The 25,750-nt window shown below is 46.8% G+C and carries 26 protein-coding genes and 1 other RNA gene; 23 read left to right on the top strand and 4 right to left on the bottom strand.

What is annotated here, in order from left to right:
• Nucleotides 1-198 precede the first annotated feature (198 nt).
• From rplM to sspB, 7 genes are all read left to right on the top strand, one after another.
• Entirely contained in the window at nucleotides 199-627 is a 429-nt protein-coding gene (gene rplM / locus F0265_RS17360; RefSeq protein WP_006877363.1) for a 50S ribosomal protein L13, read from the top strand.
• 15 nt (nucleotides 628-642) lie between these two features.
• Nucleotides 643-1,035 (top strand): 30S ribosomal protein S9, encoded by a 393-nt coding sequence (rpsI, locus tag F0265_RS17355; RefSeq protein ID WP_005436094.1) that lies wholly within the window; start codon nucleotides 643-645, stop codon nucleotides 1,033-1,035.
• A 328-nt stretch (nucleotides 1,036-1,363) separates the two neighbouring features.
• Complete coding sequence (gene petA / locus F0265_RS17350; RefSeq protein ID WP_006958025.1) at nucleotides 1,364-1,957, top strand: ubiquinol-cytochrome c reductase iron-sulfur subunit; 594 nt, start codon at nucleotides 1,364-1,366, stop codon at nucleotides 1,955-1,957.
• Nucleotides 1,957-3,222: a cytochrome bc complex cytochrome b subunit gene (locus F0265_RS17345; RefSeq protein WP_006958024.1), complete on the top strand. Its 1,266-nt coding sequence runs from the start codon at nucleotides 1,957-1,959 to the stop codon at nucleotides 3,220-3,222. Before petA ends, F0265_RS17345 begins: the two co-directional genes overlap by 1 nt.
• Nucleotides 3,219-3,956, top strand: a complete 738-nt coding sequence (locus F0265_RS17340) for a cytochrome c1 (protein ID WP_006958023.1) — start codon at nucleotides 3,219-3,221, stop codon at nucleotides 3,954-3,956. The genes F0265_RS17345 and F0265_RS17340 overlap by 4 nt, the downstream gene beginning before the upstream one ends.
• A 97-nt stretch (nucleotides 3,957-4,053) precedes the next feature.
• Nucleotides 4,054-4,689 (top strand): stringent starvation protein SspA, encoded by a 636-nt coding sequence (sspA, locus tag F0265_RS17335; RefSeq protein WP_006958022.1) that lies wholly within the window; start codon nucleotides 4,054-4,056, stop codon nucleotides 4,687-4,689.
• A gap of 11 nt (nucleotides 4,690-4,700) precedes the next feature.
• On the top strand, nucleotides 4,701-5,189 hold the full coding sequence (gene sspB, locus F0265_RS17330; RefSeq protein WP_171749836.1) for a ClpXP protease specificity-enhancing factor: 489 nt from the start codon (nucleotides 4,701-4,703) through the stop codon (nucleotides 5,187-5,189).
• 47 nt (nucleotides 5,190-5,236) lie between these two features.
• On the opposite strand, the gene F0265_RS17325 is transcribed toward sspB, so the two are convergent.
• Genes F0265_RS17325 through F0265_RS17310 form a run of 4 tightly spaced genes read right to left on the bottom strand, consistent with a single transcriptional unit; the run spans nucleotide 5,237 to nucleotide 8,570 of the window.
• Nucleotides 5,237-5,806 (bottom strand): BON domain-containing protein, encoded by a 570-nt coding sequence (locus F0265_RS17325; protein ID WP_171749835.1) that lies wholly within the window; start codon nucleotides 5,804-5,806, stop codon nucleotides 5,237-5,239.
• A gap of 3 nt (nucleotides 5,807-5,809) precedes the next feature.
• Nucleotides 5,810-6,400, bottom strand: coding sequence for a phosphoheptose isomerase (locus F0265_RS17320; RefSeq protein ID WP_006958019.1), 591 nt, complete (start codon nucleotides 6,398-6,400; stop codon nucleotides 5,810-5,812).
• 3 nt (nucleotides 6,401-6,403) lie between these two features.
• The gene (locus F0265_RS17315; RefSeq protein ID WP_171749834.1) at nucleotides 6,404-6,772 is read right to left on the bottom strand and encodes a YraN family protein; all 369 of its coding nucleotides are present in this window, start codon (nucleotides 6,770-6,772) and stop codon (nucleotides 6,404-6,406) included.
• On the bottom strand, nucleotides 6,756-8,570 hold the full coding sequence (locus F0265_RS17310) for a penicillin-binding protein activator (RefSeq protein ID WP_171749833.1): 1,815 nt from the start codon (nucleotides 8,568-8,570) through the stop codon (nucleotides 6,756-6,758). The genes F0265_RS17315 and F0265_RS17310 overlap by 17 nt, the downstream gene beginning before the upstream one ends.
• Before the next feature lie 63 nt (nucleotides 8,571-8,633).
• Here F0265_RS17310 and rsmI point away from each other — a divergent pair, with 63 nt between their 5' ends.
• The 16 genes from rsmI to ftsZ all read left to right on the top strand — a co-directional run bounded on the left by rsmI (nucleotide 8,634) and on the right by ftsZ (nucleotide 25,722).
• The gene (rsmI, locus tag F0265_RS17305; protein ID WP_043009110.1) at nucleotides 8,634-9,497 is read left to right on the top strand and encodes a 16S rRNA (cytidine(1402)-2'-O)-methyltransferase; all 864 of its coding nucleotides are present in this window, start codon (nucleotides 8,634-8,636) and stop codon (nucleotides 9,495-9,497) included.
• Nucleotides 9,498-9,650: 153 nt separating this feature from the next.
• Nucleotides 9,651-10,044: RNase P RNA component class A (gene rnpB / locus F0265_RS17300), an RNA gene on the top strand.
• A 50-nt stretch (nucleotides 10,045-10,094) separates the two neighbouring features.
• Entirely contained in the window at nucleotides 10,095-10,223 is a 129-nt protein-coding gene (locus tag F0265_RS24700) for a hypothetical protein (protein ID WP_006958013.1), read from the top strand.
• A 6-nt stretch (nucleotides 10,224-10,229) separates the two neighbouring features.
• On the top strand, nucleotides 10,230-11,180 hold the full coding sequence (rsmH, locus tag F0265_RS17295; RefSeq protein WP_171749832.1) for a 16S rRNA (cytosine(1402)-N(4))-methyltransferase RsmH: 951 nt from the start codon (nucleotides 10,230-10,232) through the stop codon (nucleotides 11,178-11,180).
• Between the two features lie 5 nt (nucleotides 11,181-11,185).
• A complete protein-coding gene (ftsL, locus tag F0265_RS17290; RefSeq protein ID WP_006958010.1) occupies nucleotides 11,186-11,503 on the top strand; it encodes a cell division protein FtsL in 318 nt (105 codons plus the stop codon).
• Nucleotides 11,500-13,230, top strand: coding sequence for a penicillin-binding transpeptidase domain-containing protein (locus tag F0265_RS17285; RefSeq protein WP_171749831.1), 1,731 nt, complete (start codon nucleotides 11,500-11,502; stop codon nucleotides 13,228-13,230). The genes ftsL and F0265_RS17285 overlap by 4 nt, the downstream gene beginning before the upstream one ends.
• Before the next feature lie 12 nt (nucleotides 13,231-13,242).
• On the top strand, nucleotides 13,243-14,727 hold the full coding sequence (gene murE / locus F0265_RS17280) for a UDP-N-acetylmuramoyl-L-alanyl-D-glutamate--2,6-diaminopimelate ligase (protein WP_171749830.1): 1,485 nt from the start codon (nucleotides 13,243-13,245) through the stop codon (nucleotides 14,725-14,727).
• On the top strand, nucleotides 14,724-16,082 hold the full coding sequence (gene murF, locus F0265_RS17275; RefSeq protein WP_171749829.1) for a UDP-N-acetylmuramoyl-tripeptide--D-alanyl-D-alanine ligase: 1,359 nt from the start codon (nucleotides 14,724-14,726) through the stop codon (nucleotides 16,080-16,082). The genes murE and murF overlap by 4 nt, the downstream gene beginning before the upstream one ends.
• Nucleotides 16,079-17,161, top strand: a complete 1,083-nt coding sequence (gene mraY, locus F0265_RS17270) for a phospho-N-acetylmuramoyl-pentapeptide-transferase (protein ID WP_171749828.1) — start codon at nucleotides 16,079-16,081, stop codon at nucleotides 17,159-17,161. The genes murF and mraY overlap by 4 nt, the downstream gene beginning before the upstream one ends.
• Before the next feature lie 18 nt (nucleotides 17,162-17,179).
• Entirely contained in the window at nucleotides 17,180-18,499 is a 1,320-nt protein-coding gene (murD, locus tag F0265_RS17265; protein WP_171749827.1) for a UDP-N-acetylmuramoyl-L-alanine--D-glutamate ligase, read from the top strand.
• A 14-nt stretch (nucleotides 18,500-18,513) separates the two neighbouring features.
• Nucleotides 18,514-19,713, top strand: a complete 1,200-nt coding sequence (ftsW, locus tag F0265_RS17260) for a cell division protein FtsW (RefSeq protein WP_029235986.1) — start codon at nucleotides 18,514-18,516, stop codon at nucleotides 19,711-19,713.
• Nucleotides 19,700-20,761, top strand: coding sequence for an undecaprenyldiphospho-muramoylpentapeptide beta-N-acetylglucosaminyltransferase (gene murG / locus F0265_RS17255; RefSeq protein WP_171749826.1), 1,062 nt, complete (start codon nucleotides 19,700-19,702; stop codon nucleotides 20,759-20,761). The genes ftsW and murG overlap by 14 nt, the downstream gene beginning before the upstream one ends.
• A 12-nt stretch (nucleotides 20,762-20,773) precedes the next feature.
• Entirely contained in the window at nucleotides 20,774-22,234 is a 1,461-nt protein-coding gene (murC, locus tag F0265_RS17250) for a UDP-N-acetylmuramate--L-alanine ligase (RefSeq protein ID WP_171749825.1), read from the top strand.
• A gap of 184 nt (nucleotides 22,235-22,418) precedes the next feature.
• Nucleotides 22,419-23,201 carry a cell division protein FtsQ/DivIB gene (locus F0265_RS17245; RefSeq protein WP_171749824.1) on the top strand — a complete coding sequence of 261 codons (783 nt, stop codon included), beginning with the start codon at nucleotides 22,419-22,421 and terminating at the stop codon, nucleotides 23,199-23,201.
• Nucleotides 23,194-24,456 carry a cell division protein FtsA gene (gene ftsA, locus F0265_RS17240; protein ID WP_006957993.1) on the top strand — a complete coding sequence of 421 codons (1,263 nt, stop codon included), beginning with the start codon at nucleotides 23,194-23,196 and terminating at the stop codon, nucleotides 24,454-24,456. The genes F0265_RS17245 and ftsA overlap by 8 nt, the downstream gene beginning before the upstream one ends.
• Before the next feature lie 30 nt (nucleotides 24,457-24,486).
• Complete coding sequence (ftsZ, locus tag F0265_RS17235; protein WP_006957992.1) at nucleotides 24,487-25,722, top strand: cell division protein FtsZ; 1,236 nt, start codon at nucleotides 24,487-24,489, stop codon at nucleotides 25,720-25,722.
• Nucleotides 25,723-25,750: the final 28 nt, after the last annotated feature.

Below are 25,750 nucleotides of genomic sequence, written 5' to 3'. Positions count from 1 at the left end.
TTAAACTTTTTACCCAAAAAGAGGTGATTTTTTCAACTGACTTCTCTATAATCCTGCGACCCACCGTTACTGCAGACCAAATCCATAGCGGATCTAGGGTCGAGAGTGCCAACCACTCGAAGGGGTGATGACTGGGCTCTTAGTCAGTGGGAGCAATGCTCCTGAAGTGTAAATTTAAATTAACGGGTTATTATTAGCATGAAAACTTTCGTTGCTAAACCAGAAACTGTAAAACGCGACTGGTACGTTGTAGACGCTGAAGGTAAAACTCTTGGTCGTCTAGCAAGTGAAATTGCATCTCGCCTACGTGGCAAACACAAAGCTGAGTACACTCCACACGTTGACACTGGTGATTACATCATCGTTGTAAACGCGGAGAAAGTTACTGTAACTGGTAACAAAGCTAAAGGTAAGATTTACTACCGTCACACTGAATTCCCTGGCGGCCTAAAATCAATCAGCTTCGAGAAGCTAATTGATCGTAAGCCAGAGATGGCGCTTGAGCTAGCAGTTAAAGGTATGCTACCACGTGGTCCTCTAGGCCGTGCTATGTACCGTAAGCTGAAAGTTTACGCTGGTGCTGAGCACAACCATGTTGCTCAACAACCACAAGTACTAGACATCTAATCGGGGATTTCGAAAATGGCAGAGAATCAATACTACGGCACTGGCCGTCGCAAAAGCTCAGCTGCACGTGTTTTCATTAAACCAGGCAGCGGCAACATCGTAATCAACAAGCGTAGCCTTGATGAGTACTTCGGTCGTCCAACTTCTCGTATGGTTGTTAAACAGCCTCTAGAGCTAGTTGAACTAACTGAGAAACTAGACCTATACGTTACTGTTAAAGGTGGCGGTATTTCTGGTCAAGCAGGTGCTATCCGTCACGGTATCACTCGCGCTCTAATGGAATACGATGAGTCTCTACGTCCTACTCTACGTGCAGCTGGTTACGTTACTCGTGACGCTCGTTGCGTTGAACGTAAGAAAGTTGGTCTACGTAAAGCACGTCGTCGTCCACAGTTCTCTAAGCGTTAATCTTTTTTCGAAAAGATTGGCCTTCGGTGTTTTCACCGGAATGTGGTCCCAAAAGCCTGGCTTCATGCCAGGCTTTTTGTTTTTCTACGCAAAAAAATCCCTTCTCCCAGACCAGTTTCGCGAACTTTTATATTACTTATTCCCCTTTTGTGACCTCATAGGCGATTTACTTCACGATTGTTACAAAAAGGTAGCTTTATCTTGTCAAAAAGTAGGGTTTTATTTATCATTTGCCATCAAATAAATACAACTAAATTCGTATTTTGTTAGCCATGCTCTTTAAGCGGAATAACAATAATCCAAAAGGAGCAAATGGGAGAATGTTTGGATGAGCAATGCGCCTTTAAATAACGGTCGCAGACGTTTCTTGACAGCTACAACCGCGGTTGTGGGTGGTCTCGGAGCAGCTGCTGTCGCCGTTCCTTTTATTAAATCTTGGAACCCAAGTGAGAAAGCAAAAGCTGCGGGTGCCCCTGTTGAAGTTGACATCGGTAAACTTGAAGAAGGGCAGATGGTTCGTGTCGAATGGCGTGGTAAACCTGTATGGGTTGTCCGTCGTGCACAATCGATCGTAGACGCGCTGAAAAATATCGACGGTCAGCTTCGTGACCCAGCATCAGGCGAAGAGCAGCAACCAGCATATGCTCAAAATGCCTACCGTTCCATCAAGCCTGAGTACTTTGTTGCTGTAGGTATCTGTACCCACCTTGGTTGTTCACCGACTTATTTACCAGACAGTTTTAGTGAACAGGTTCAGGGTGTTAAATCAGGTTTCTTCTGTCCTTGTCACGGCTCTAAGTTTGATATGGCTGGTCGTGTGTTCCAAGGTGTACCTGCTCCACTAAACCTGGTTGTTCCAAAGCACATGTATCTCAGTGATACTAAGATTATCATCGGTGTTGACGAAGAAGGGGAGGCATAATGCAAGCTCTACTTGATTGGGTAGAAAAACGCATACCCGCAATGAATGCGTACAAGAAGCACCTTTCTGAATATCCGATGCCGAAGAACTTTAACTTTTGGTATCTGTTTGGCTCACTAGCAATGCTTGTGTTGGTTAACCAGATTCTGACAGGTATCTGGCTGACAATGAACTACGTTCCATCTGGCGATGGCGCGTTTGCTTCAATCGAATACATCATGCGCGACGTAGAGTACGGTTGGCTACTCCGTTATATGCACTCAACGGGCGCGTCTGCGTTCTTCGTTGTGGTTTACCTGCACATGTTCCGTGGCTTGATCTACGGCTCTTATCAGAAGCCTCGTGAGCTGCTGTGGATCTTCGGTATGCTTATCTTCCTTGTGTTGATGGCTGAAGCTTTCATGGGCTACCTACTTCCATGGGGTCAGATGTCTTACTGGGGTGCACAGGTAATCATTTCACTGTTTGGTGCAATTCCTGTTATTGGTGATGACCTAACGCTATGGATTCGTGGTGACTACGTGATCTCAGGCGCTACCCTGAACCGTTTCTTTGCACTGCATGTTATCGCACTTCCTATCGTACTTCTGCTGCTTATCGTTTTGCACGTCTTGGCACTGCATGAAGTAGGTTCTAACAACCCAGACGGTATCGAAACTAAGCTACCTAAAGGTTCGATGGGCGATGACTACAAAACTCAGTTCCCATTCCATAAGGATTATACGAAGAAATACGACATCATTGACTCTATTCCTTTCCATCCTTACGGTACGGTGAAGGATATGGTTGGTGTAGCAGGTTTCCTATTCCTGTTCTGTTACGTGTTGTTCTTTAACCCAGAAATGGGTGGATACTTCCTTGAGCCGCCTAACTTTGAAGCCGCTAACCCACTGAAAACACCAGAGCACATTGCTCCAGTATGGTACTTCACACCGTTCTACGCGATTCTACGTGCCGTTCCTGATAAGTTACTAGGTGTTATCGCGATGGGCGCGTCTATTGTCGTGTTGTTTGTTCTACCATGGCTAGACCGTTGTAAGGTTCGTTCTTACCGCTACCGCAGTAAGTTCCATTTATTCAATATCATCCAGTTTACGATCAGCTTTATTGCGCTAGGTGTTCTTGGTGCGCTACCAGCAACACCAACATATACGCTATTAGCTCAGATCTTCAGCTTAGCTTACTTCATGTTCTTCGTACTGCTGTACTTCTACAGCAAGAACGAAGCGACTAAGCCACTACCAGAAAGGGTGACATTCAAATGAAAAAATGGATTGTAATTTTGTTTGCAATGCTGCCTTCTCTGGCAATGGCAGCGGGCGCAAATGTACCGCTTGATAAAGCAAACAACGACCTAAGTGACCAAGCTTCACTGCAAAATGGTGCCAAGCTGTTCATGAACTACTGTTTCGGCTGTCACTCAGCGCAGTATCAACGTTACGAGCGTGTTGCTCGTGATATCGGTATTCCAGTTGAGTTGCTAAAAGAAAACCTGATTTTCGATCCTAATGCGAAAGTTGGTGATCTGATGGAAAATGCCATCCCGGACAAATCAGCAGCGAAATGGTTTGGTGCAACACCACCAGATCTAACACTAGTTGCCCGTGTTCGTGGTTCTGACTGGCTATACACATACTTGCGTTCTTTCTATGAGGACCCATCTCGTCCGTTTGGAGTGAACAATGTTGTTTTCCCAAGTGTTGGTATGCCGCACGTATTGGAAGAGCTTCAGGGCATTCCTAAGCCGGTTTACGAGACTCAAGTCGTAGAAGGCGAAGAGCATAAAGTTGTGGTTGGTGTTGAAAGTGATGGCACTGGTGAGTTGAACCAAGAAGAGTACGACGATGCAGTTCGTGATTTGGTGAACTTCCTAGAATACTCGGGTGACCCTGTGAAACTAGAGCGTCATGCACTAGGTTGGTGGGTAATGGCATTCCTCGTTATCTTCACTATCGTGGTTGTTCTGCTCAAGAAAGAGTATTGGCGTGATGTGCACTAATTGTGCTATCATGCTGTGCTAATTCCCAATTTTATTGTTGATAATGGAGGCTTAGCCTCCATTATTTTTTATATCTGTAAGTGTGCTGGAGGGCTCCATGGCTGTAGCTGCCAATAAACGTTCTGTGATGACTCTATTTTCAAGTGCATCTGATATGTATAGCCATCAGGTACGTATTGTTCTGGCTGAGAAAGGCGTAAGTGTTGAAGTTGAATTGGTCGACGAAGCAAATCTTCCTGCTGAACTGATTGAACTGAACCCATATAAATCAGTACCTACTTTGGTAGATCGTGAGCTTGCCCTTTACGACTCAAAAATTATCATGGAATACTTGGATGAGCGTTTCCCACATCCACCTTTGATGCCTGTATACCCAGTTGCTCGTGGTAACAGCCGTCTGATGATTTACCGTATTGAGAAAAACTGGTATTCACTGGCAGAGAAAGTTGTCAAAGGCAATGCTGAAGAAGCAGAAGCTGCACGCAACAAGTTACGCAACGACCTTCTTACTCTAGGTCCGGTTTTTGCTGAATTTGAATACTTCATGAGCGAAGAATTCAGTCTGATCGACTGTTATTTAGCTCCGCTATTGTGGCGTTTGCCTCAGCTAGGTATCGAGCTTGTCGGTCCTGGTTCTAAAGAGCTGAAGGTTTACATGAACCGCGTATTTGAGCGTGATTCTTTCCTAGCCTCTTTGACAGAAGCTGAACGTGAAATGCGTCTGAGTCGCTAATTGGAAGCGAAATGGACATAGAAAAAATGACACCACGCCGACCATACATGCTTCGTGCTTTTTATGATTGGCTGGTGGACAACGACTTAACTCCGCATTTAGTCGTAGCTGCTACTCTTCCTGGTGTTCGCGTGCCGGTTGAGTTTGTTCAGGATGGTCAGATTATTCTTAATATTGCTCCTCGAGCTGTGGGTAATTTAGAGTTAGGCAACGAAGCGATTACATTTAGTGCTCGCTTCTCAGGTCGTCCTCACTCTGTCATTGTTCCATTGTATGCCGTGCAAGCCATCTACGCCCGTGAGAACGGTGCAGGTACGATGTTTGAGCCAGAAGATGCTTACATGGATGACTTCGAAGAAGAAGACATGGCGGATGTCGAAGATTTGTTAGAAGAAGAATCAGGCCTGTCATTAGCGACAGAATCTGATGATGACGAACCGACTCCAGATGATGAGCCGCCAAGGCCGAAAGGTCGTCCAAGTTTGCGAGTAGTCAAATAAACAAAAAAGCAGCGAATTCGCTGCTTTTTTTGTGCCTTGAGAAGTGACTAGCTTCCAGTTTGAAATGCTTTGATGACTTGTTTGACTCCGGATATGTTACGTGCAACATCCACGGCAATATCCGCTTGTTCAGGAGATACATAGCCCAGCAAGAAGACTTCTTTGTCTTCTGTAATCACTTTCACTTTAATGCCATTAAGCTCACCATTTGTGAGTAAGGCGGATTTCACTTTGGTTGTGATCCAGCTGTCATGACTGATTTGACCAACAGATAGTGGAGCTTTAATACGGACTTGATTATGAATTGTCTCTACGCCTTTCAGCTCTTTGGTTTTAGCGACAAACTGGTTGAGCAGATCCTGATTACTTGCTTGGCCCATTAGTACCACTGTGCCGTCGTAGGAACTGGCGGTAATTCTGACCTCCCGCTGAAAAGGTGGCTTATTCGCTAAGCCTGCCACTTCAAACTCGATATTGTTGTCATCCCACATCTCTTGTGTCGTGCGGGTGTCGGTGACAACATTGACGGTCGTTGCTGCGCCAGCAACAAACAAACCTGCACAGCCAGTTGTGCTGAGTAGCATACAGGTTATGACAAAAGCTTTAAGGTGTTTCATAACTTACTCTTCGTGAGCTGGGAACAATACTTGATCGATAAGATCGCATAAGCAGTGTAGAGTCACCATATGCACTTCATGAATTCTCGCCGTTCTGTGAGATGGTATCCGAATTTCCACATCGTTTTCTCCCAGTAAACCCGCCATCTCGCCGCCATCCTTACCTGTGAAGGCAATGATCGTCATATCGCGCGTCACGGCTGCTTCCATGGCTTTGATGATGTTTTTACTGTTACCACTGGTCGATATAGCCAGCAAGATATCTCCTGTTTGGCCAAAAGCTCTGACCTGTTTTGAGAAGATTTCCTCATAATGGTAATCATTGGCTACCGCAGTCAGGGTGGTATTGTCGGCCGTTAACGCCATTGCAGGTAGGCTTGGACGTTCGGTTTCAAAGCGGTTGAGCAGACACGAGACAAACTGTTGTGCATTAGAGGAAGAGCCACCGTTACCGCAGCATAAGATCTTATTCCCATTGAGTAGGCTGGCGACCATGGCCTGTGCGGCGTGGGTAATCGCATCTGGCAGAGCTTCTGCGGCGGCAATTTGAATCTGAATACTTTCTGTAAAGCTGTCTTTAATGCTGTCTAGCATTGATTATCCTTGAGTTATTGCGTTTTTTATCCACTCGATTTGCTTACCTTGCTGATGCATGGCCACCAAGTCAAATCGAAAATCGGTTGTGTGTGCGGACTTACCCTGTTTCATCAACCAGACGTTGGCTGTTTTGATGAGCTTGTGCATTTTGCTTTGGGTAACCGTTTCTGCAGCGTGGCCATAGTGTTGGTTTGAGCGGTAACGTACTTCAACAAACACTATGGTCGAGCCTTCCTGCATTATAAGATCGAGTTCACCGCCTTTGGAATGGAAGTTTCGCTCAATCGGTGACAGGCCTTGGCGGATGAGGTATTGCTCCGCCAAAGTTTCGTAGTGTTCACCACTTTGGCGTTTACTTAGCCACACCATGTTCGGCCCAGCTGATTTCTCGTTGTACTACGCAGTCTTCGTTGATGCTCAGTACACCAGTGTTGCCCTGCAAAGTATGGCCTTGGACAACTTTCATTTGTGGCAATTGTTCCATTAGCAGGTATGCATCCATACCTAGCGCTTGAAGGCGTTTCTCTGCATTAGAATCTTTCGGCCACAATTGCTCCATTTGCGCTTCCAATGCTGCATTTGGCTGTATTAATAGCGGGATGTCACTGTACATCACGCCTGTGAGGTCTTCATATTGCTGGCGGCCACTGTTACTGCGTGAGTTTGAGAACAGTTTAGGTGGTGCGGTATCTGGGTTCACTGCTACTTCTATAAATGGCTTGATCAGTGTTAGCTCTGAACTACCTGCCACTATGTATACTGCATCAATATCGCGACGGCTGCGCGGTTGGCTTTCGAGAGGTATATCAAGTAGTGATTCCATCTGGGCGATATGCTGCTGGCTTTCTTGTAAGCCAAAGACTTTATTGATATCACGTTGAAGCTGGCGTTTGTCGCCAAATAGATTCACCGCGACTTTATCTTTACTGTATTTCTTCCATTCCCCTTCGAAGGCTTCAACAACACGGGTGCCAAGCCTGCCTTGTGGAGCGAGAATTAGCGGGTAGCGATATCCTTGAGCAAATAGGTGTTTTGCCGCCTGAGCAACTTCTTGCTCTGGTGAGAGCGCCAAATAGCAAGTGTTATTGCCCGCTTCCAGGTCATCTGGAATGTTTAACGCTAAGGTAGGCAGTGGGCGCGAAAAGCTCGCTTGTGCTTGCTGTAGCTTTTCGATGTTACTTTTAATCAGTGGGCCAACGACAAAGTCGATGTTTTTCTCTACTAAAGTTTGCTCCAGCTGCTCTGGTGTCACAGTGTTGGTGTCGATCACAGTCAGGTTGGCATTCTCATCACGTTGCGTATCGTTCATCATTTCTAAGATGAAGCCGTCACGAATCAACTGAGCTTGTTTGGCGAACTTACCGGATAAAGGCAGGAGTAAAGCCGTACTGACAGGTTTGACAATTTCGAGAGAGAGAATATCGCTAATCGCTTGCGGAGTATAAGCTGCTGCCGGGTGATCTGGATTTTCTTCTAGCCACTTCTCTAGGGTGTTTTTCAGCTGAGGAATGTTGCTAGATAAGGTTTTTGTGTATATCGCTAGCTGCAACCAACCGTCAAGGATGGCCTCATTCGGCTCAGCTGAATATTGGGTAATTTGGTACTGACTGTACTGATTGAGGTTACTCCACACACCCTGAGCGATAACTTCTTGTTCTGCTTGGTCAACATACTCTGATGATTTAGTCAGTTCGCGAGCTGCTTCGAAAAACTGGCCTTGTTGAGTCAGGAGTTTTGCTCGTGTCTGATGGTAGTCTTTCCACTGTTCATCGGCCAAATTCCACGATGGCTTGAAGTTAAGTTTGCTGAGTGCCTCTTCGTATTTCTCTTGTTTCATTAACACATCAGCACGCGCCAGTTGCCATTCTGCTTGCTGCAGTTGGGCTAAGTTTTGTCGGCCGAGTCGCTTTATTAACAATTCAGCCTGAGTGATATCATTTGATTCAATGGCGGCTTTTAAAGCCATGATTAACCAATCACTCTGAATACTGCCTTCACTGCTGTCTGCACGCATTAGGTAAGTCTGCATGGACTGGTTAGGGTCAAGCGTAATATCAACATAAGTCGGTGTTGAAGGTGCAGTAGAACAGGCCGCCAGTGTGACAGCAAGGGCTACAGGAGTCAGTAAGCGTGTTACACTGAGTCGCTTTTGGTTTTTCATGGCCATGAGTTATTAACTAATTCCGTATAAAATTGTGTCTATATTAATCGTTGAAGTGATGGTAAACAAATGACAGATAACAAAACCTTACCAACTGAGGTCCCAACTCTCTATATTGTCCCGACTCCAATTGGCAATTTAGGTGATATCACTCAACGAGCGCTCGACGTTTTAACAAATGTTGATCTGATAGCTGCCGAAGATACGCGTCATACTGGCAAATTGCTGTCTCATTTTGGCATTCCGACCAAAACTTTTGCACTACATGATCATAATGAGCAGCAAAAAGCGCAAGTTTTGGTTGAGAAACTGTTAGCTGGGCACTCAATTGCCCTAGTTTCAGATGCAGGAACGCCATTAATCAGTGACCCAGGGTATCATCTGGTCACAAAATGTCGTCAGGCTGGGGTTAAAGTTGTGCCACTTCCTGGCGCGTGTGCTGTGATTACTGCGTTAAGTGCGTCTGGTTTGCCTTCTGACCGATTTAGCTTTGAAGGGTTTCTGCCAGCGAAAAGTAAGGGTCGAAAAGATAAATTTCTTGAGATTGCAAAGGCAGAACGTACTTGTATCTTTTATGAATCTCCACATCGTATCGTCGACTCTCTCGAGGATATGCTGGATATTCTCGGCCCAGAGCGTGAGGTTGTACTCGCTCGTGAGCTCACGAAAACCTTTGAAACCATTCAGGGCTTACCGCTTGGCGAATTGATTGAGTGGGTAAAAGCAGACGAAAATCAACAAAGAGGTGAGATGGCACTGCTGATTCATGGTTACCGCGCCGCTGCAATGGACTCTCTACCTGAAGAAGCGACTCGCACGCTGGCTATTTTGACGAAAGAGTTACCATTAAAGAAAGCCGCTGCCATGGCTGCTGAAATCTACAACCTCAAAAAAAATGCGCTGTATAAGTGGGGATTAGATAACCTCGATTAAGAAGGTGAATCTAGATGATAGAGTCTGGAGAAAGTAACCTCGACTCTGTGTTTTGTTGCTCTTCTGTGTATTTCTTCACCACTCAGTCTCTCGTTTACAGCAAATCTGTGATCTCGCTAGACACTTTGATTCAATCTCTATACAATCCGCCTCGGAGTTGACTGGGTAGTCGCTGCTTCATTGATGTCCTTTAGCCTTGTGCTGGGGAGACTGATGAAGGGGAGGAAAGTCCGGGCTCCATAGAGCAGGGTGCCAGGTAACGCCTGGGGGGCGCAAGCCTACGACAAGTGCAGCAGAGAGAAGACCGCCGATGGCTCGTAAGAGCACAGGTAAGGGTGAAAGGGTGCGGTAAGAGCGCACCGGACGACTGGCAACAGTTCGTTGCAGGGTAAACTCCACCCGGAGCAAGACCAAATAGGCTTCCACATTGCGTTGCTCGCGTAAGGAAGCGGGTAGGTTGCTCGAGCCAGTGAGCGATTGCTGGCCTAGACGAATGGCTACCACCGCGCAAGCGGAACAGAACCCGGCTTACATGTCGGCTCCACCTATTCGAGACCCATCGTAACCTCAGCGTTATGATGGGTTTTTTGCTTTTTATTGACGAAATTAATTCTGCAAGCACTAAACTTAGCGCAATATCACGTGTTCCAGTTCGCTATGGGTGGCGATCACCTTCTAAATCAGTACACTGGAGAGTTTGAGCGCGTCGGTGCGAGAGCGAGATAAAAAATCATGACCGAAGAATTTAAGCACATTTCTGTATTACTGCATGAGTCTATCGATGGCTTAGCGATTAAGCCTGATGGTACCTACATTGACGGAACCTTTGGTCGTGGTGGTCACAGTCGCCAAATTCTTTCCCAACTGGGTGAACATGGTCGCCTTTTCAGTATTGATCGCGATCCGCAAGCCATTGCTGAAGCTCAAACGATCGATGACCCTAGATTTACGATTATTCACGGCCCTTTCTCCGGCATGGCTAAGTATGCAGAAGAAAGAGGTTTAGTCGGCCAAGTCGATGGTGTCTTGCTTGATCTTGGTGTTTCCTCTCCTCAGCTTGATGATGCCGAACGTGGCTTCAGTTTTATGAAAGATGGCCCACTGGATATGCGTATGGATCCGACATCGGGTATTCCTGTCTCGCAGTGGCTGATGGAAGCCGATCTTGATGACATCACATGGGTTATCCGTGAGTTTGGTGAAGATAAGCATGCTCGTCGCATTGCTAAAGCGATAATTGCTTACCGTGAAAATGAAGAAAACGAGCCGCTGACGCGTACAGGTCAGCTTGCAAAACTTATTTCTGACGCGGCGCCAAAGAGTTTTAAAGAGAAAAAGCACCCAGCCACGCGTTCATTCCAGGCGTTCCGTATTTACATCAACAGTGAGTTGGAAGAAATCGACACCGCGTTGAAAGGCGCAGCCAGTATTTTGGCTCCGGAAGGTCGTTTGTCCGTGATCAGTTTCCACTCCCTTGAAGATCGCATGGTGAAGCGTTTTATTCGCAAAGAGAGCAAAGGCCCTGAAGTGCCTCATGGTATTCCAATGACGGAAGCGCAAATTAAAGCACTGGGCAGCGCTAACTTAAAGCCGATCGGTAAAGCGATTAAGCCTTCCAAGCAAGAAGTTGACATTAATACTCGCTCTCGCAGCTCTGTGCTACGAATTGCGGAAAAACTTTAATAGTAATGAGCAAACCCACTCCTAATCTCGCCAAATTGATCGCTCTCGACCTACTTACTGTGGGGCGAGTGCCTTTGCTGGTGCTGATTTTGATCTTTGCATCAGCCATGGGAGTGGTTTTCACCACACACCACACGCGACAGGCCATTACCGAAAAAGATCAAGCCTTGCAGGAACGTGAACGGCTGGATAACGAGTGGCGCAACTTGTTGATTGAGGAAACGGCATTGGCTGAGCATAGCCGAGTGCAAGAAATTGCTAAAGACGAACTGCAAATGAAGCGCCCGGACTCAGATAAAGAAGTGGTGATTGATCTCCCATGAGTAAAAACAAAGCCTCCTCTGCGCCTAAGAAAAAAGCGGTTGTTGAGCCGCCGAGCTTGATCCGCTGGCGTTTTTATCTGGTTTTATTTTTTGTCTTCAGTGCTTTCGCTGCGCTGGTCATCCGCATTGCTTACATCCAGATCGTTGAGCCCGATAACCTGATCCAGCAAGGGGACTTGCGTTCCGTCCGCGCAAAAACCATTCACTCTGCACGAGGGATTGTTTCCGATCGCAATGGTGAGCCGTTGGCGGTCAGTGTGCCCGTAGAAGCGGTGTGGGCAGACCCTGCGACCATCTTTAAACGCAATGGCTTTGCTAATATGGATCGCTGGTATGCGCTGGCTGATGTACTTGGTCTCGATCGTAAAGAAATGGTCGACAAAATCCGCAGCAATAAATCCCGCCGTTTTGTCTATCTTCAGCGCCAAGTTAGCCCTGCAATGGCCAACTATATCCGCGAGCTTAAGCTCGCAGGTGTTGGGTTGAAAGCGGAATCTCGCCGCTATTACCCGACAGGTGAGGTTAGTGCTCACTTAGTCGGTGTGACAGGAATTGATGGGCACGGATTAGAAGGTGTTGAACGTAGCTATGATAAATGGCTAACGGGTGAAGCAGGTAAACGCATTATCCGTAAAGACAGATATGGTCGAGTTGTTGAAAACATTTCATTGGAAGAGCGAGAAGAAGGCAAACCGCTCGAGCTGACAATTGATCAGCGTATTCAGGCCATTGCCTATCGTTCTATCAAGCAAGCCGTGGCGGATTACCGAGCTACCTCGGGCACTGCGGTAATATTGGATGTGAAAACCGGCGCTGTGCTAGCTATGGTTAACGCGCCGTCTTACAACCCAAATAACCGTTCTGACCTTCAATCGGCAAAAATGAGAAACCGAGCCATCACCGATGCGTTTGAACCTGGCTCAACGGTGAAACCTTTTGTTGTCTTAGCTGCACTGGATAACGGTGTCGCGGATAAAGACACCGTCATTGATACTGGCAATGGCATTATGCCAATCGGTGGTCAGAGAGTACGTGATACATCCAAAGTAGGGAAGGCGGATCTAACTACCATATTGAAGAAATCGAGTAACATTGGTGTCGCTAAGCTGGCGCTCGACATGCCTTTAGAAGCCTTACTTGGTATGTACAGTTCGGTCGGATTTGGTGAAATGTCCGGGCTTAACTTAGTAGGTGAAACCCCGGGAATATTCCCCAACCGACGTCGCTGGTCTAAGTTTGAGATTGCGACCTTAGCGTTCGGTTATGGTCTGACAATTACGCCTCTTCAACTGGCACATGCTTATGCGACGCTAGGCAACTACGGTAAATACCAACCGATTCACATTATCGAAAACAATCAGCAAGACTTGTCACGTCAGGTGATTGACGAAAATAATGCCCATATGGTGCTGAACATGTTGGAAACCGTGACTCAGCCAGGCGGCACCGCGACCAAGGCCGCGGTTCCAGGTTATCGTGTGGCGGCAAAAACAGGTACTTCTCGTAAAGCAATCGCGGGTGGTTATGGCGATGAATACTTCGCTTATACAGCAGGTGTTGCCCCTGTGAGTAATCCACGAGTTGCTGTAGTGGTGGTAGTCAACGAACCACAAGGGGATAACTATTACGGTGGTTCGGTTGCTGGCCCTGTGTTTTCCGAGATTTTAAAAGGCACACTACAGATATTGAATGTAGCGCCTGATGAAAACCGATTTAAAGAAGAATAAGTGAGACGTTAAATGTCCAAAGAACTCACACTGACTCATCTGCTTGCACCTTGGGTATCTCTTTCACACCAAGTCGGCAATGATGTTGCTATTCAAAGGCTAGAGCTCGATAGCCGTAAAATAAAGACGGGCTCGACGTTTGTTGCGATTAAAGGCCATACGGTAGATGGTCGACAATTTATTCATGCTGCAATTCAGCAAGGTGCGAACGCGATTATCGCTGAAGCAGATGAACAAAACGTGCATGGCAAAGTTGAGCAGCTAGAAGGCGTTCCTGTAGTTTATATTGCGGGTCTGAACCAGAAGCTGTCTCAACTGGCGAGTCGTTTGCAACCACTCAGCCATAACCAGTTGATCGCAGTGACTGGAACCAATGGCAAAACCACCATCACACAATTGATTGCTCAGTGGTTGGAGTTATCCGGCCAGCGCGCAGCTGTATTAGGCACAACAGGCAATGGCTTTCTTGAGTCGTTGACGCCTGCGTTGAACACCACAGGTAATGCGCTTGAAATTCAGCAAACCTTGTCTGAATTAGAAGACCAAGGCGCACAATACACGGCGATGGAAATTTCCTCTCATGGCCTCGTGCAAAATAGAGTTAAGGCTCTCAGCTTTTCGGTAGGGGTGTTCTCAAACCTGAGTCGTGATCATCTTGATTATCATGGCACGATGGAAGAATACGCCCGAGCTAAACTATCACTGTTTACCGCGCATGATTGCGCTAAAGCGGTGATCAATATTGATGATGTGGTCGGTGCATCGTGGGTTGAACTGCTTGATGATTGTATTCCTGTTTCTTTGTCTCCGATTCAAACGGGCAAAGGGGTCTTCGCTACACAAGTTCAATATTCTGAAGCGGGTATTACCCTGAGCTTTTCTGGTCAGTATGGTGATGGTCGTTTTACCGTTCCTTTGATCGGAGAGTTCAACGCTAGCAATGTGCTGGTGGCTTTTGCTGCCTTGTTGTCACTGGGTATCGATAAGCAAATATTGGTTGAAAGTGCCAGCCAACTTAAACCAGTTTTGGGACGTATGGAACTGTTTCATGCACAAGGCAAAGCCAAGGTCGTGGTGGATTATGCCCATACACCAGATGCATTGGAAAAAGCGCTATCAGCTCTGAAAGTCCATTGTAATGGACGACTTTGGGCCATATTTGGTTGTGGTGGGGATAGAGACACAGGTAAGCGCCCGATGATGGCTTCTATCGGCGAAAGGTTAGCTGACGTGGTGATCCTGACCGATGATAACCCTCGTAGCGAATCGCCGTCTGCGATAGTAAAAGATATGCTTGCGGGCATGGCTTCACCTGAAAATGCCATTGTTGAACATGACCGCTATAACGCTTTGGCACATGCACTAAAGCACAGTAACGGCGACGATATTATTTTGCTCGCTGGTAAAGGCCATGAAGATTACCAAGTGCTGGCTAATGAAACAGTTCATTACTCTGATCGAGAATCCGCCCAACGACTTCTGGAGCTAACATTATGATTACTCTGATGCTGTCTCAGCTTGTTGATGTACTGGATGCCCAACTTATCGGTGATGATACCGCTATTGAATCTGTCTCGACGGATACTAGAACGATTGAGTCGGGGTCTCTGTTTGTCGCATTGGTGGGTGAGCGATTTGATGCCCATGACTTTGCAGGACAGGCTGCTGCGGCTGGAGCGAGCGCTTTGTTGGTCAGCAAAGCGGTTGACGCTAAGGTGCCTCAGCTATTAGTCGAAGATACCAAAGTCGCACTGGGTAAGTTGGGCCAGTTTGTTCATCAAGTGTGTCAAACGCCAACCGTTGCGATTACGGGGAGCTGTGGCAAAACCACAGTGAAAGAGATGGTCGCTAGTATCATGACTCAGAAAGGCCAAGTGTTGTATACCGCTGGCAACTTTAACAATGATATCGGTGTTCCACTGACTCTGTTGCGTTCTCAACCAGAAGATGACTTTGCAGTCATTGAGCTCGGCGCCAACCATGTTGGAGAGATCGCTTATACGACGCAACTGGTTAACCCGGATGTCGCATTGGTTAATAACGTTGCGGCAGCGCACTTGGAAGGCTTCGGCTCAATGGATGGCGTTAAACGTGCTAAAGGTGAAATTTATCAGGGGCTTAAACCTGGTTCTGTCGCGATTGTAAACCTAGACAGCAATGGTGGAGAATACTGGCGAGAGGTGCTGTCTGACAAAACAGTGAAGACATTTTCACTGTCTGATAACAGTGCGGAATATAATGCGCGTAATGTAACACTTAACGTGAATGGTGAAGCGTCTTTTACCATCCAAATGCCAGAGACGTCTTTCGACGTCAAACTTGGCATTATTGGTCAACACAATGTATCGAATGCATTGGCGGCGACGGCGTTGTCACTGGAATTGGGTGCAACACCAGAAATGATCGCCTCTGGCCTCGCCAACTTATCAAAAGTGAAAGGTCGAGTTGAAACTGTCGACCTAACCGATAGCATAAGACTGATTGACGACAGTTATAATGCCAGTGTTCCGGCTATGAAAGCGGCTGCAGATCTGCTGAATAGCTTTGGTGGAGTACGTTGGCTTGTTTTAGGCAATATGGCTGAGTTGGGGGAAGAAAGTCTTGCACTTCATCGCCAAGTCGGTGAACATGCTGCCCCATTTAAATTTGAACATGTGCTTACCTTTGGCGCTGATACTAAAGCGATCAGCGACGTTTGTCAGGGAATGCACTTTGATACTCATGACCATATGATTGAGTTTATTGAGCAGCAGCTCAACCAGCAAACAGGCCCTCATACATTACTTGTAAAAGGGGCAAATAGTGCAGGAATGAGCAAGATCGCCGCTGCTTTGAAGGAGATGTATACATGATCATTTGGCTTGCAGAGCTTCTACAGCCATACTTTTCATTCTTCCGTTTGTTCGAGTACCTATCGTTTCGTGCCATCGTAAGTGTTTTGACCGCATTAGGCATATCGTTATGGATGGGGCCACGCATGATCCGTCGTTTGCAGATGCTGCAAATCGGTCAGGTCGTACGTAACGAAGGTCCAGAGTCACACTTTAGTAAGCGTGGTACCCCGACAATGGGGGGGATCATGATCCTGACGGCGATAGTAACGACCGTTTTACTTTGGACCGATCTTTCCAATCCTTACGTTTGGGCGGTGCTGGCTGTCCTGATTGGCTATGGTGCTGTCGGTTTTGTTGATGATTATCGAAAAGTCGTGCGCAAAAATACCGATGGTCTGATCGCGCGTTGGAAATATTTCTGGCAATCGGCGATTGCTTTGGTTGTGGCGTTTGCTTTGTATGCACATGGTAAAGACACCTCGGCGACTCAACTGGTTGTGCCTTTCTTTAAAGACATCATGCCTCAGCTTGGCCTGATGTACATTGTATTAACTTACTTCGTTATTGTCGGTACCAGTAATGCGGTTAACTTGACCGATGGTCTTGATGGTTTGGCCATTATGCCAACAGTCTTGGTGGCGGCAGGCTTTGCGGCGATTGCTTGGGCAACAGGTAATGTTAACTTCGCCAACTACCTGCACATTCCTTATGTCCCTCATGCTTCCGAGCTGGTGGTCGTCTGTACGGCAATAGTCGGTGCGGGTTTAGGATTCTTATGGTTTAACACCTATCCAGCCCAAGTCTTTATGGGCGATGTTGGTTCACTTGCCCTAGGCGGCGCACTGGGCACAATTGCAGTCCTTGTTCGTCAAGAGTTTGTGTTGGTGATCATGGGCGGTGTATTTGTGATGGAAACCCTGTCGGTGATTCTTCAGGTTGGTTCCTACAAGTTACGTGGTCAACGTATTTTCCGTATGGCGCCTATTCACCATCACTATGAGCTGAAAGGTTGGCCTGAGCCTCGTGTGATAGTGCGTTTTTGGGTTATTTCCATTGTTCTGGTTTTGGTTGGTTTAGCAACACTGAAAGTACGTTAAGGAAAACGGAATTTGACTATGGATCGTTGGCAGAACATAGAGAGTGTTGTCGTTGTAGGGCTCGGTATTACCGGGCTCTCAGTCGTTAAATACTTAGCAAAATTGCCTTACAACCTCACCATTCGCGTCATCGATACCCGTGAAAATCCACCGGGAAGCGAAGCTCTACCTCAAAGTGTTGAGCTACATGCTGGCGGCTGGAATAGCGACTGGTTGCTAAATGCGGATTTAGTGGTGGCGAACCCAGGCATCGCGCTTGCTACTACTGAAATTCAACAAGCGCTCAACGCAGGCGTACAAGTGGTTGGAGACATCGAGCTGTTTGCTTGGCAGGTGGATAAGCCAGTTGTGGCCATTACTGGTTCGAATGGGAAAAGCACGGTTACGGACCTGACGGGTGTCGTCGCCAATGCTGCTGGCGTGAAGACAGCGATTGGCGGCAATATCGGAGTGCCTGCGCTGGATCTGCTGGATCAAGATGCTGAGTTATATGTGCTCGAACTCTCCAGCTTCCAACTAGAAACCACTTCTAGCCTTTCTCTAAAAGCCGCGGCATTCCTGAATTTATCGGAAGATCATATGGATCGTTATGACGATATGGAAGGATACCGTCAGGCAAAGCTTCGCATTTTTGAGCAGGCACAGGCGTGCATTGTCAATGCAGATGATCCTGCGACCTACCCAGATAAGAAAGATGCCCCTCTAGTCGAATTTAGCCTAGAAAAAAGTTGCGACTTCCATGTCAAAGTAGTGGAGGGAAGAGAGTACTTGTGTCACCAAGATGCAAAAATATTGGCGTCTGACGAGCTAAGCCTAGTAGGAAGACATAATGTTGCTAATGCGCTGGTCGTACTCGCTCTACTCGAACAAGCAGGTGTTGATGTTTCTCTTGGAATAGATGCACTTAAGTCTTACAACGGTCTGACACATCGATGTCAGGTGGTTGCGGATAATAACGGTGTTAAATGGGTCAATGACTCGAAAGCAACCAATGTAGCGAGCACTTTAGCTGCGCTGTCAGGCTTATCACTCTCCGGTAAACTCTACTTGTTGGTTGGCGGAGATGGTAAAGGCGCTGATTTTTTAGAGTTACAGCCCTCTTTGGACCAATTGGATGTCCAGCTATGCTGCTTTGGTGCTGATGGCGACAAGTTTCTTCCTTTGCACCGCGATGCAAAACGTTTCGAGACTATGGAAGACATAGTGAAATGGGCCAGCCCAAGAATGGAAGCCGGTGACATGATTATGTTATCTCCAGCTTGTGCCAGCTTTGACCAATTTAAGAACTTTATGGTGCGCGGCGATGCTTTCACTGCGCTAGCCACACATTATGCGTAGATAAGCCAACGGGAATGCAGATACGACACTTGCTAGCGAATACTAAACACTGGATGACCACTTCGTCACCAGAGGCTTTATTCGACCGTCAACTGGTGTGGATATCTTTAGGATTGATGTTGACGGGCTTAGTCATGGTGACATCCGCTTCGTTTCCAATCAGTTCGCGCTTAACTGATCAACCTTTCCACTTTATGTTCCGCCACGCGATATTTTTAGTGTTAGCGTTATCGACGGCAAGTGTGATCCTCCAGGTGCCACTGAAGAAATGGTCGCAGTACAGTACTTTATTACTTGGGCTGTCGTTTTTCCTGCTTGTCGTGGTACTTGTTGCGGGTAAATCGGTGAACGGTGCTTCGCGCTGGATACCTCTCGGGCTGTTTAACCTTCAGCCTGCTGAAGTCGCCAAACTGTCACTATTCATTTTCATGTCGGGCTATTTGGTACGTAAGCATGAAGAAGTGCGCTCTAGCTTCTTTGGCGGTTTTATTAAGCCCATTATTGTATTTGGAACCTTAGCAAGTTTGCTACTGCTTCAACCCGATCTAGGTACTGTCATCGTTATGTTGGTGACCTTGTTCGGTATGTTGTTTATTGCTGGGGCCAAGCTCACCCAGTTCTTGGCATTGATGGTAGTCGGGATTGCCTCGGTTGTCGGCCTTATCTTGGTCGAACCTTACCGAATGCGCCGTGTGACGTCATTTCTTGATCCTTGGGAAGACCCGTTTGGTAGCGGTTACCAGTTGACTCAGTCACTGATGGCTTTTGGTCGCGGAGAGTGGTTTGGTCAGGGGCTAGGTAACTCTATTCAAAAATTAGAATACTTGCCTGAAGCGCATACAGACTTTGTCTTTGCCGTATTAGCCGAAGAGCTTGGCTTTGTCGGCGTGGTATTGGTGTTAATACTGATATTTAGTCTGGTGGTCAAAGCGATTTTGATTGGGCGAAAAGCGTTTGATCATGATTTATTGTTTGGCGGGTACCTCGCATTTGGTATTGGGATTTGGTTTGCTTTTCAGACTTTGGTCAACGTAGGCGCGGCGGCCGGTATGGTGCCGACGAAAGGCCTAACGCTGCCTTTGATTAGCTACGGTGGTTCTAGTCTGATTATAATGTCGACTGCCGTTGCTATATTGCTCCGGATCGATCATGAATGTCGATTGATCGCATCGCATAGCGAGCTGCAACAGAAAGATGAAGATGAAAAAGAATAAGAGATTAATGGTGATGGCCGGAGGTACCGGTGGTCACGTATTTCCGGGTTTGGCGGTTGCCAAGAAGCTTCAGCAACAAGGATGGGAAATCCGTTGGCTGGGCACTGCTGATCGTATGGAAGCGGAACTGGTACCTAAGCACGGTATCGACATTGACTTTATTAAAGTCAAAGGATTACGTGGTCAAGGGCTGAGTCGCCTTATCAAAGCACCGTTTCAAATTGCGAATGCTATACTGCAAGCAAAGAAACATATGCAGCAATGGCAGCCTGATGCTGTACTCGGTATGGGCGGGTACGTCAGCGGCCCCGGCGGTATCGCGGCTAAGATGCTAGGGGTTCCGGTTGTTCTGCATGAGCAAAATGCGGTGGCAGGATTAACCAACCAGTGGTTATCCCGTATCGCATCGAAGGTTTTTCAAGCGTTTCCCGGTGCTTTTCCCAGCGCTGAGGTGGTCGGAAACCCTGTTCGTGAAGATGTTGTTGCTTTGTCTGAACCAGAACAAAGAATGGCCGAGCGCAAAGACACAATCCGCATCCTAGTGATGGGGGGGAGCCAAGGCGCGCAAATTCTCAACCGCACCATGCCAGAAGCAATGTCGAAACTTGGTGAAGGATACGAAGTACGCCATCAAGCCGGCAAAAATAATCAGATTGACGTGTCAGCGGCATATCAAACGGCTGGTGTAGATAAGGCTGACACAACAGAGTTTATCGATAATGTCGCAGAGGCTTACGCATGGGCAGATCTCATCGTTTGTCGTTCCGGTGCTTTAACCGTCTCTGAAGTGTCTGCTGCAGGTATCGGCGCGGTATTTATCCCCTTTATGCACAAAGACAGGCAACAAGCGTTGAACGCTGATCATTTAGTGGAGTGTGGCGCGGCGAAAATGATCGAGCAGCCAGATTTGACCGTCGATAAGTTGGTGGATCAGATTCAGCAATTAGATCGAACTAAGCTGCTTGAAATGGCGAACAAAGCACGAGCGGTAGCAAAATTAGACGCGGATACTAAAGTGGCTGATGCCATCATAGCGCTAACGAAATAACGAGAAAGATTCATGACAATTCAACATACTCAAGACTTAGCGCAAATTCGCGCCATGGTGCCAGAAATGCGCCGAGTTAAATGTATCCATTTCATCGGCATCGGTGGCGCAGGAATGAGTGGGATTGCCGAGGTCCTACTTAATGAAGGTTACCAAATTACCGGTTCTGACTTAGCAGAAAACCCTGTCACAGAGCGGTTAGCTAAAAAAGGGGCGACGATCTTTATTGGTCATGCTGAAAACAATGTGCAGCAAGCCAGTGTTGTGGTTGTCTCGACGGCCATCAATGAAGAAAATCCTGAGATTAAAGCGGCAAGAGCGGCGCGAGTTCCTGTTGTCCGCCGAGCGGAAATGTTGGCGGAGCTGATGCGTTTCAGGCATGGAATTGCGGTTGCGGGTACACATGGCAAAACCACTACAACGGCCCTTGTGACACAGATTTACTCAGAAGCGGAGCTTGACCCAACGTTTGTCAATGGCGGCCTAGTTAAAAGTGCTGGGACTAATGCTCGCTTGGGCTCTAGCCGTATTCTGATTGCTGAAGCAGATGAAAGTGATGCTTCTTTCCTTCACTTGCAGCCGATGGTAAGCATTGTGACCAACATTGAAGCGGATCATATGGATACCTATGGTGGTGATTTTGAAACGCTGAAGCAAACCTTTATCGATTTTCTGCATAACTTGCCGTTCTATGGACAGGCGATTGTGTGTATTGACGACCCGGTGGTTCGTGAGCTCATTCCTCGTATCAGCCGCCAAGTGATTACGTATGGCTTTGCGGAAGATGCTGATGTGCGAATTGAAAATTATCGCCAAGAAGGACAGCAAGGCAAATTTACTGTGGTACGTCAGGGGCGTGCGAATCTCGATATCACCTTGAATATCCCTGGCCGACACAACGCGCTGAATGCTGCAGCAGCCATTGCGGTTGCGACAGAAGACGATATTGACGATGAGTCTATCTTACGTGCGATGGCAGGCACGCAAGGCACAGGACGTCGTTTTGATCACCTAGGCGAGTTTGACACAGGTAATGGCAGTGCCATGTTGGTCGATGACTACGGTCATCATCCTACCGAAGTGGATGTGACCATTCATGCTGCTCGCAACGGATGGCAAGATAAACGACTCGTTATGATATTCCAGCCACACCGCTACAGCCGAACTCGTGATTTATATGATGATTTCGCCAATGTACTAGAGCAAGTTGATGTGTTGTTAATGCTCGATGTCTACTCAGCGGGCGAAAAGCCAATTGCTGGTGCTGATGGACGGGCACTATGCCGAACCATTCGTAGCCGAGGCAAAATTGATCCTATTTTTGTTTCAGATAGCGCTACCTTACCCTCTGTTTTAGCGAATGTTTTGCAAGATGGTGACTTAGTTTTAACTCAAGGTGCTGGTGATATTGGCAAAGTAGCAAAGCAATTGGCTGCTTTTGAGTTAAATATCGATAAGATGCATAAGGCGTGATTGAAAACGTGAGATTTCGATTATTTGAACGAATTAATGCAATTAAAGTGCGATTTCTCAATTTCAGTGTTTGATACTTTCAATGACGCCAGTATAATCCGAAGGTTAAAGTAATTGCTTTTGCCTTTTTTACGAAAAATGAGATAGGGATTAGAGTTGCGAGCGACTAGCAGGGACAACGGACTTGATTGAAAGCGCATTAAATGAAAGCCGTCGTTTTACTGATTCACCACTAGTTAAAAAGCATACCTTGGGTGGTGCATTTTTGCTGGTGGTTTTGCTGTTGATAGGCTCAATCCTCCACTCTACTTTGTCTTGGATGTGGGATGACCAGCGTTTACCGCTTTCCAAAATCGTCCTTGAAGGAGAGTTGAAGTACGTTTCAGCTCTGGATGTGCAACGTGCCTTTGCTACATTGCAGCATGTTGGGACCTTTATGTCTCAGGACGTAAAGGTGCTCCAAGATACGGTTGAAGCGATCCCTTGGGTTTCTCATGCTTCAATTCGCAAGCAATGGCCCGATACTGTGAAAGTATTCCTAACTGAATATAAAGCTGTCGCTATCTGGAATGGAAACGAGCTGCTAAATAGTCAGGGACGAGTGTTTAACGGTGATATTGGCAAGTTGTCAGAAGAGCGCGTAAAGCTCTATGGCCCAGCTGAAACAAGTCAGGAAGTACTGGCGGTTTGGCGAAAAATTAGCCCGGAGTTTGCAGCGCTGAATCTGAAGATCTCCTCGCTGCTGCTAAATGATCGCAGAGCTTGGCAAATCATTCTTGATAACGGTATCCGACTTGAGCTGGGCAAAGAATCTTTAGAAGAGAGGGTGGAAAGATTCCTCTCTTTATACAAAAACTTAGGTAGTGACTCGCAAAGAGTCAGCTATATTGACCTCAGGTATGATACGGGAGCCTCAGTTGGTTGGTTCCCTGAGCAAGAGTTAGAACAAGAGAGTACAGATGACTAAGACCGCTGATGACAACATTATTGTTGGTCTTGATATAGGCACTGCAACCGTATCGGCTCTGGTTGGAGAAGTATTGCCTGATGGTCAGATAAATATTATTGGCGCTGGAAGTAGTCCTTCTCGTGGCATGGACAAAGGTGGTGTTAACGACCTTGAGTCGGTAGTGAAATCGGTCCAACGAGCCGTTGACCAAGCTGAACTGATGGCAGAGTGCCAAATCAGTAATGTATTTATTTCTATCTCTGGTAGACATATTGCTAGCCGTATAGAAAAAGGCATGGGAACTATTTCTGACGAAGAAGTTTCTCAAGAAGATATGGACCGTGCGATTCATACTGCTAAATCTATCAAAATAGGTGACGAACAGCGCATTCTGCATGTAATTCCACAAGAATTTACGATTGATTACCAAGAAGGGATTAAAAATCCGCTAGGTTTATCAGGAGTAAGGATGGAAGTTAGCGTGCATTTGATCTCCTGCCACAATGACATGGCAAGAAACATTATCAAAGCTGTTGAACGTTGCGGTTTGAAAGTTGAGCATCTGGTTTATTCTGGTTTAGCAGCGAGTAATGCTGTGATCACTGAAGATGAACGTGAACTGGGTGTTTGCGTTGTCGATATCGGTGCTGGCACTATGGATGTATCGATTTGGACGGGTGGTGCACTGAGGCATACGGAAGTCTTTTCCTATGCAGGTAATGCGGTAACAAGTGATATTGCCTTTGCCTTTGGTACGCCAGTCAGTGATGCTGAAGAAATAAAAGTTAAATATGGCTGTGCTCTCAGTGAGCTGGTCAGCAAGGATGACACGGTTAACGTTCCTAGTGTGGGAGGTCGACCATCGCGCAGTTTACAAAGACAAACTTTGTCTGAGGTGATTGAACCTCGTTATACTGAGTTGATGGGACTAGTTAACCAAACTATCGATACCGTTCAGGGAAAGTTGCGTGAAGAAGGGATTAAACATCACCTTGCAGCTGGTGTGGTACTGACTGGTGGTGCTGCACAGATTGAAGGGTTGGTAGAGTGTGCGGAACGCGTATTCCGCAATCAAGTGCGAGTCGGCAAGCCTCTTGAGGTTAGTGGGCTAACAGATTATGTAAAAGAGCCGTATCACTCGACGGCGGTGGGTTTACTTCATTATGCAAGAGACAGCCAAATCAATGACGATGCAGAATACAATGAGCCGAAACGCCAATCTGTAACGACATTATTTGGACGCTTGCGTAACTGGATACAAAAAGAATTTTAACCTGAGCAGCAGGATAAACGGAGATAACACATGTTTGAACCGATGATGGAAATGTCTGACGACGCAGTAATTAAAGTCGTTGGGGTTGGTGGCGGTGGTGGTAATGCCGTTGAACACATGGTACGTGAATCCATCGAAGGCGTGGAGTTCATTAGCATCAACACTGATGCGCAAGCGCTTCGTAAAACAAGCGTTAATAGCGTAATCCAGATTGGTGGTGACATGACCAAAGGTCTGGGTGCAGGCGCTAACCCTCAGGTTGGGCGTGACGCTGCTCTCGAAGATCGAGATAGAATTAAAGAAGAGCTCGATGGTGCCGATATGGTATTTATCGCAGCTGGCATGGGTGGCGGTACAGGTACAGGAGCTGCTCCAGTTATTGCAGAAGTAGCAAAAGAGCTGGGCATTCTTACTGTCGCTGTTGTCACTAAGCCATTTAGCTTTGAAGGCAAAAAGCGTTTGGCTTTTGCTGAGCAAGGAATTGAAGAGCTATCTAAACATGTAGACTCATTAATTACGATTCCTAACGAAAAGCTACTGAAAGTACTGGGTCGTGGTATCACTCTACTTGAAGCTTTTGCTAGCGCGAATGACGTACTTAAGAATGCAGTCCAAGGTATTGCAGAGCTTATTACTCGTCCTGGCATGATTAACGTCGACTTTGCGGATGTTCGTACCGTTATGTCGGAAATGGGTCATGCAATGATGGGTAGCGGCGTTGCCAAAGGCGAAGACCGTGCTGAAGAAGCAGCTGAGATGGCTATCTCAAGCCCACTTCTAGAAGATATCGATCTCGCTGGTGCTCGTGGTGTTCTGGTTAACATTACAGCTGGTCTTGATATGCGTCTGGATGAGTTTGAAACAGTCGGTAATACAGTGAAAGCATTTGCTTCAGATAATGCTACAGTTGTTATTGGTACTTCGTTAGATCCTGATATGGCTGATGAAATCCGTGTGACTGTTGTTGCGACTGGTATTGGCACAGAGAAGAAACCGGACATCACATTGGTGGCGGGTGGAAAAACGAAAGTAGCCTCTGTTGCTCAACCACAAACTCAGCCAGCAGCACCTACTCAGCAGCCAGCTGTCAATAAAGTGGAAGAAAAACCGGCACCAAGTTTGCAAGAGAAACCTCAGGTGACTCCTCAGCCGACAAGTTCTGCTCCTTCGAGCTCTGGTGCTGGTCAACAAAGTGCTGCACCGAAAGCTGATAAGGACACTGGGTATCTAGATATTCCAGCATTCTTACGTCGTCAGGCTGACTAAAATTAAATCATAATTTGACACTGTTCAA

The organism is Vibrio sp. RE88 (assembly GCF_013113835.1).
Taxonomy (GTDB): Bacteria; Pseudomonadota; Gammaproteobacteria; order Enterobacterales; family Vibrionaceae; genus Vibrio.
The sequence above is the reverse complement of the archived record's forward strand: the minus strand, read 5'-3'. Positions and strand labels throughout refer to the sequence as shown.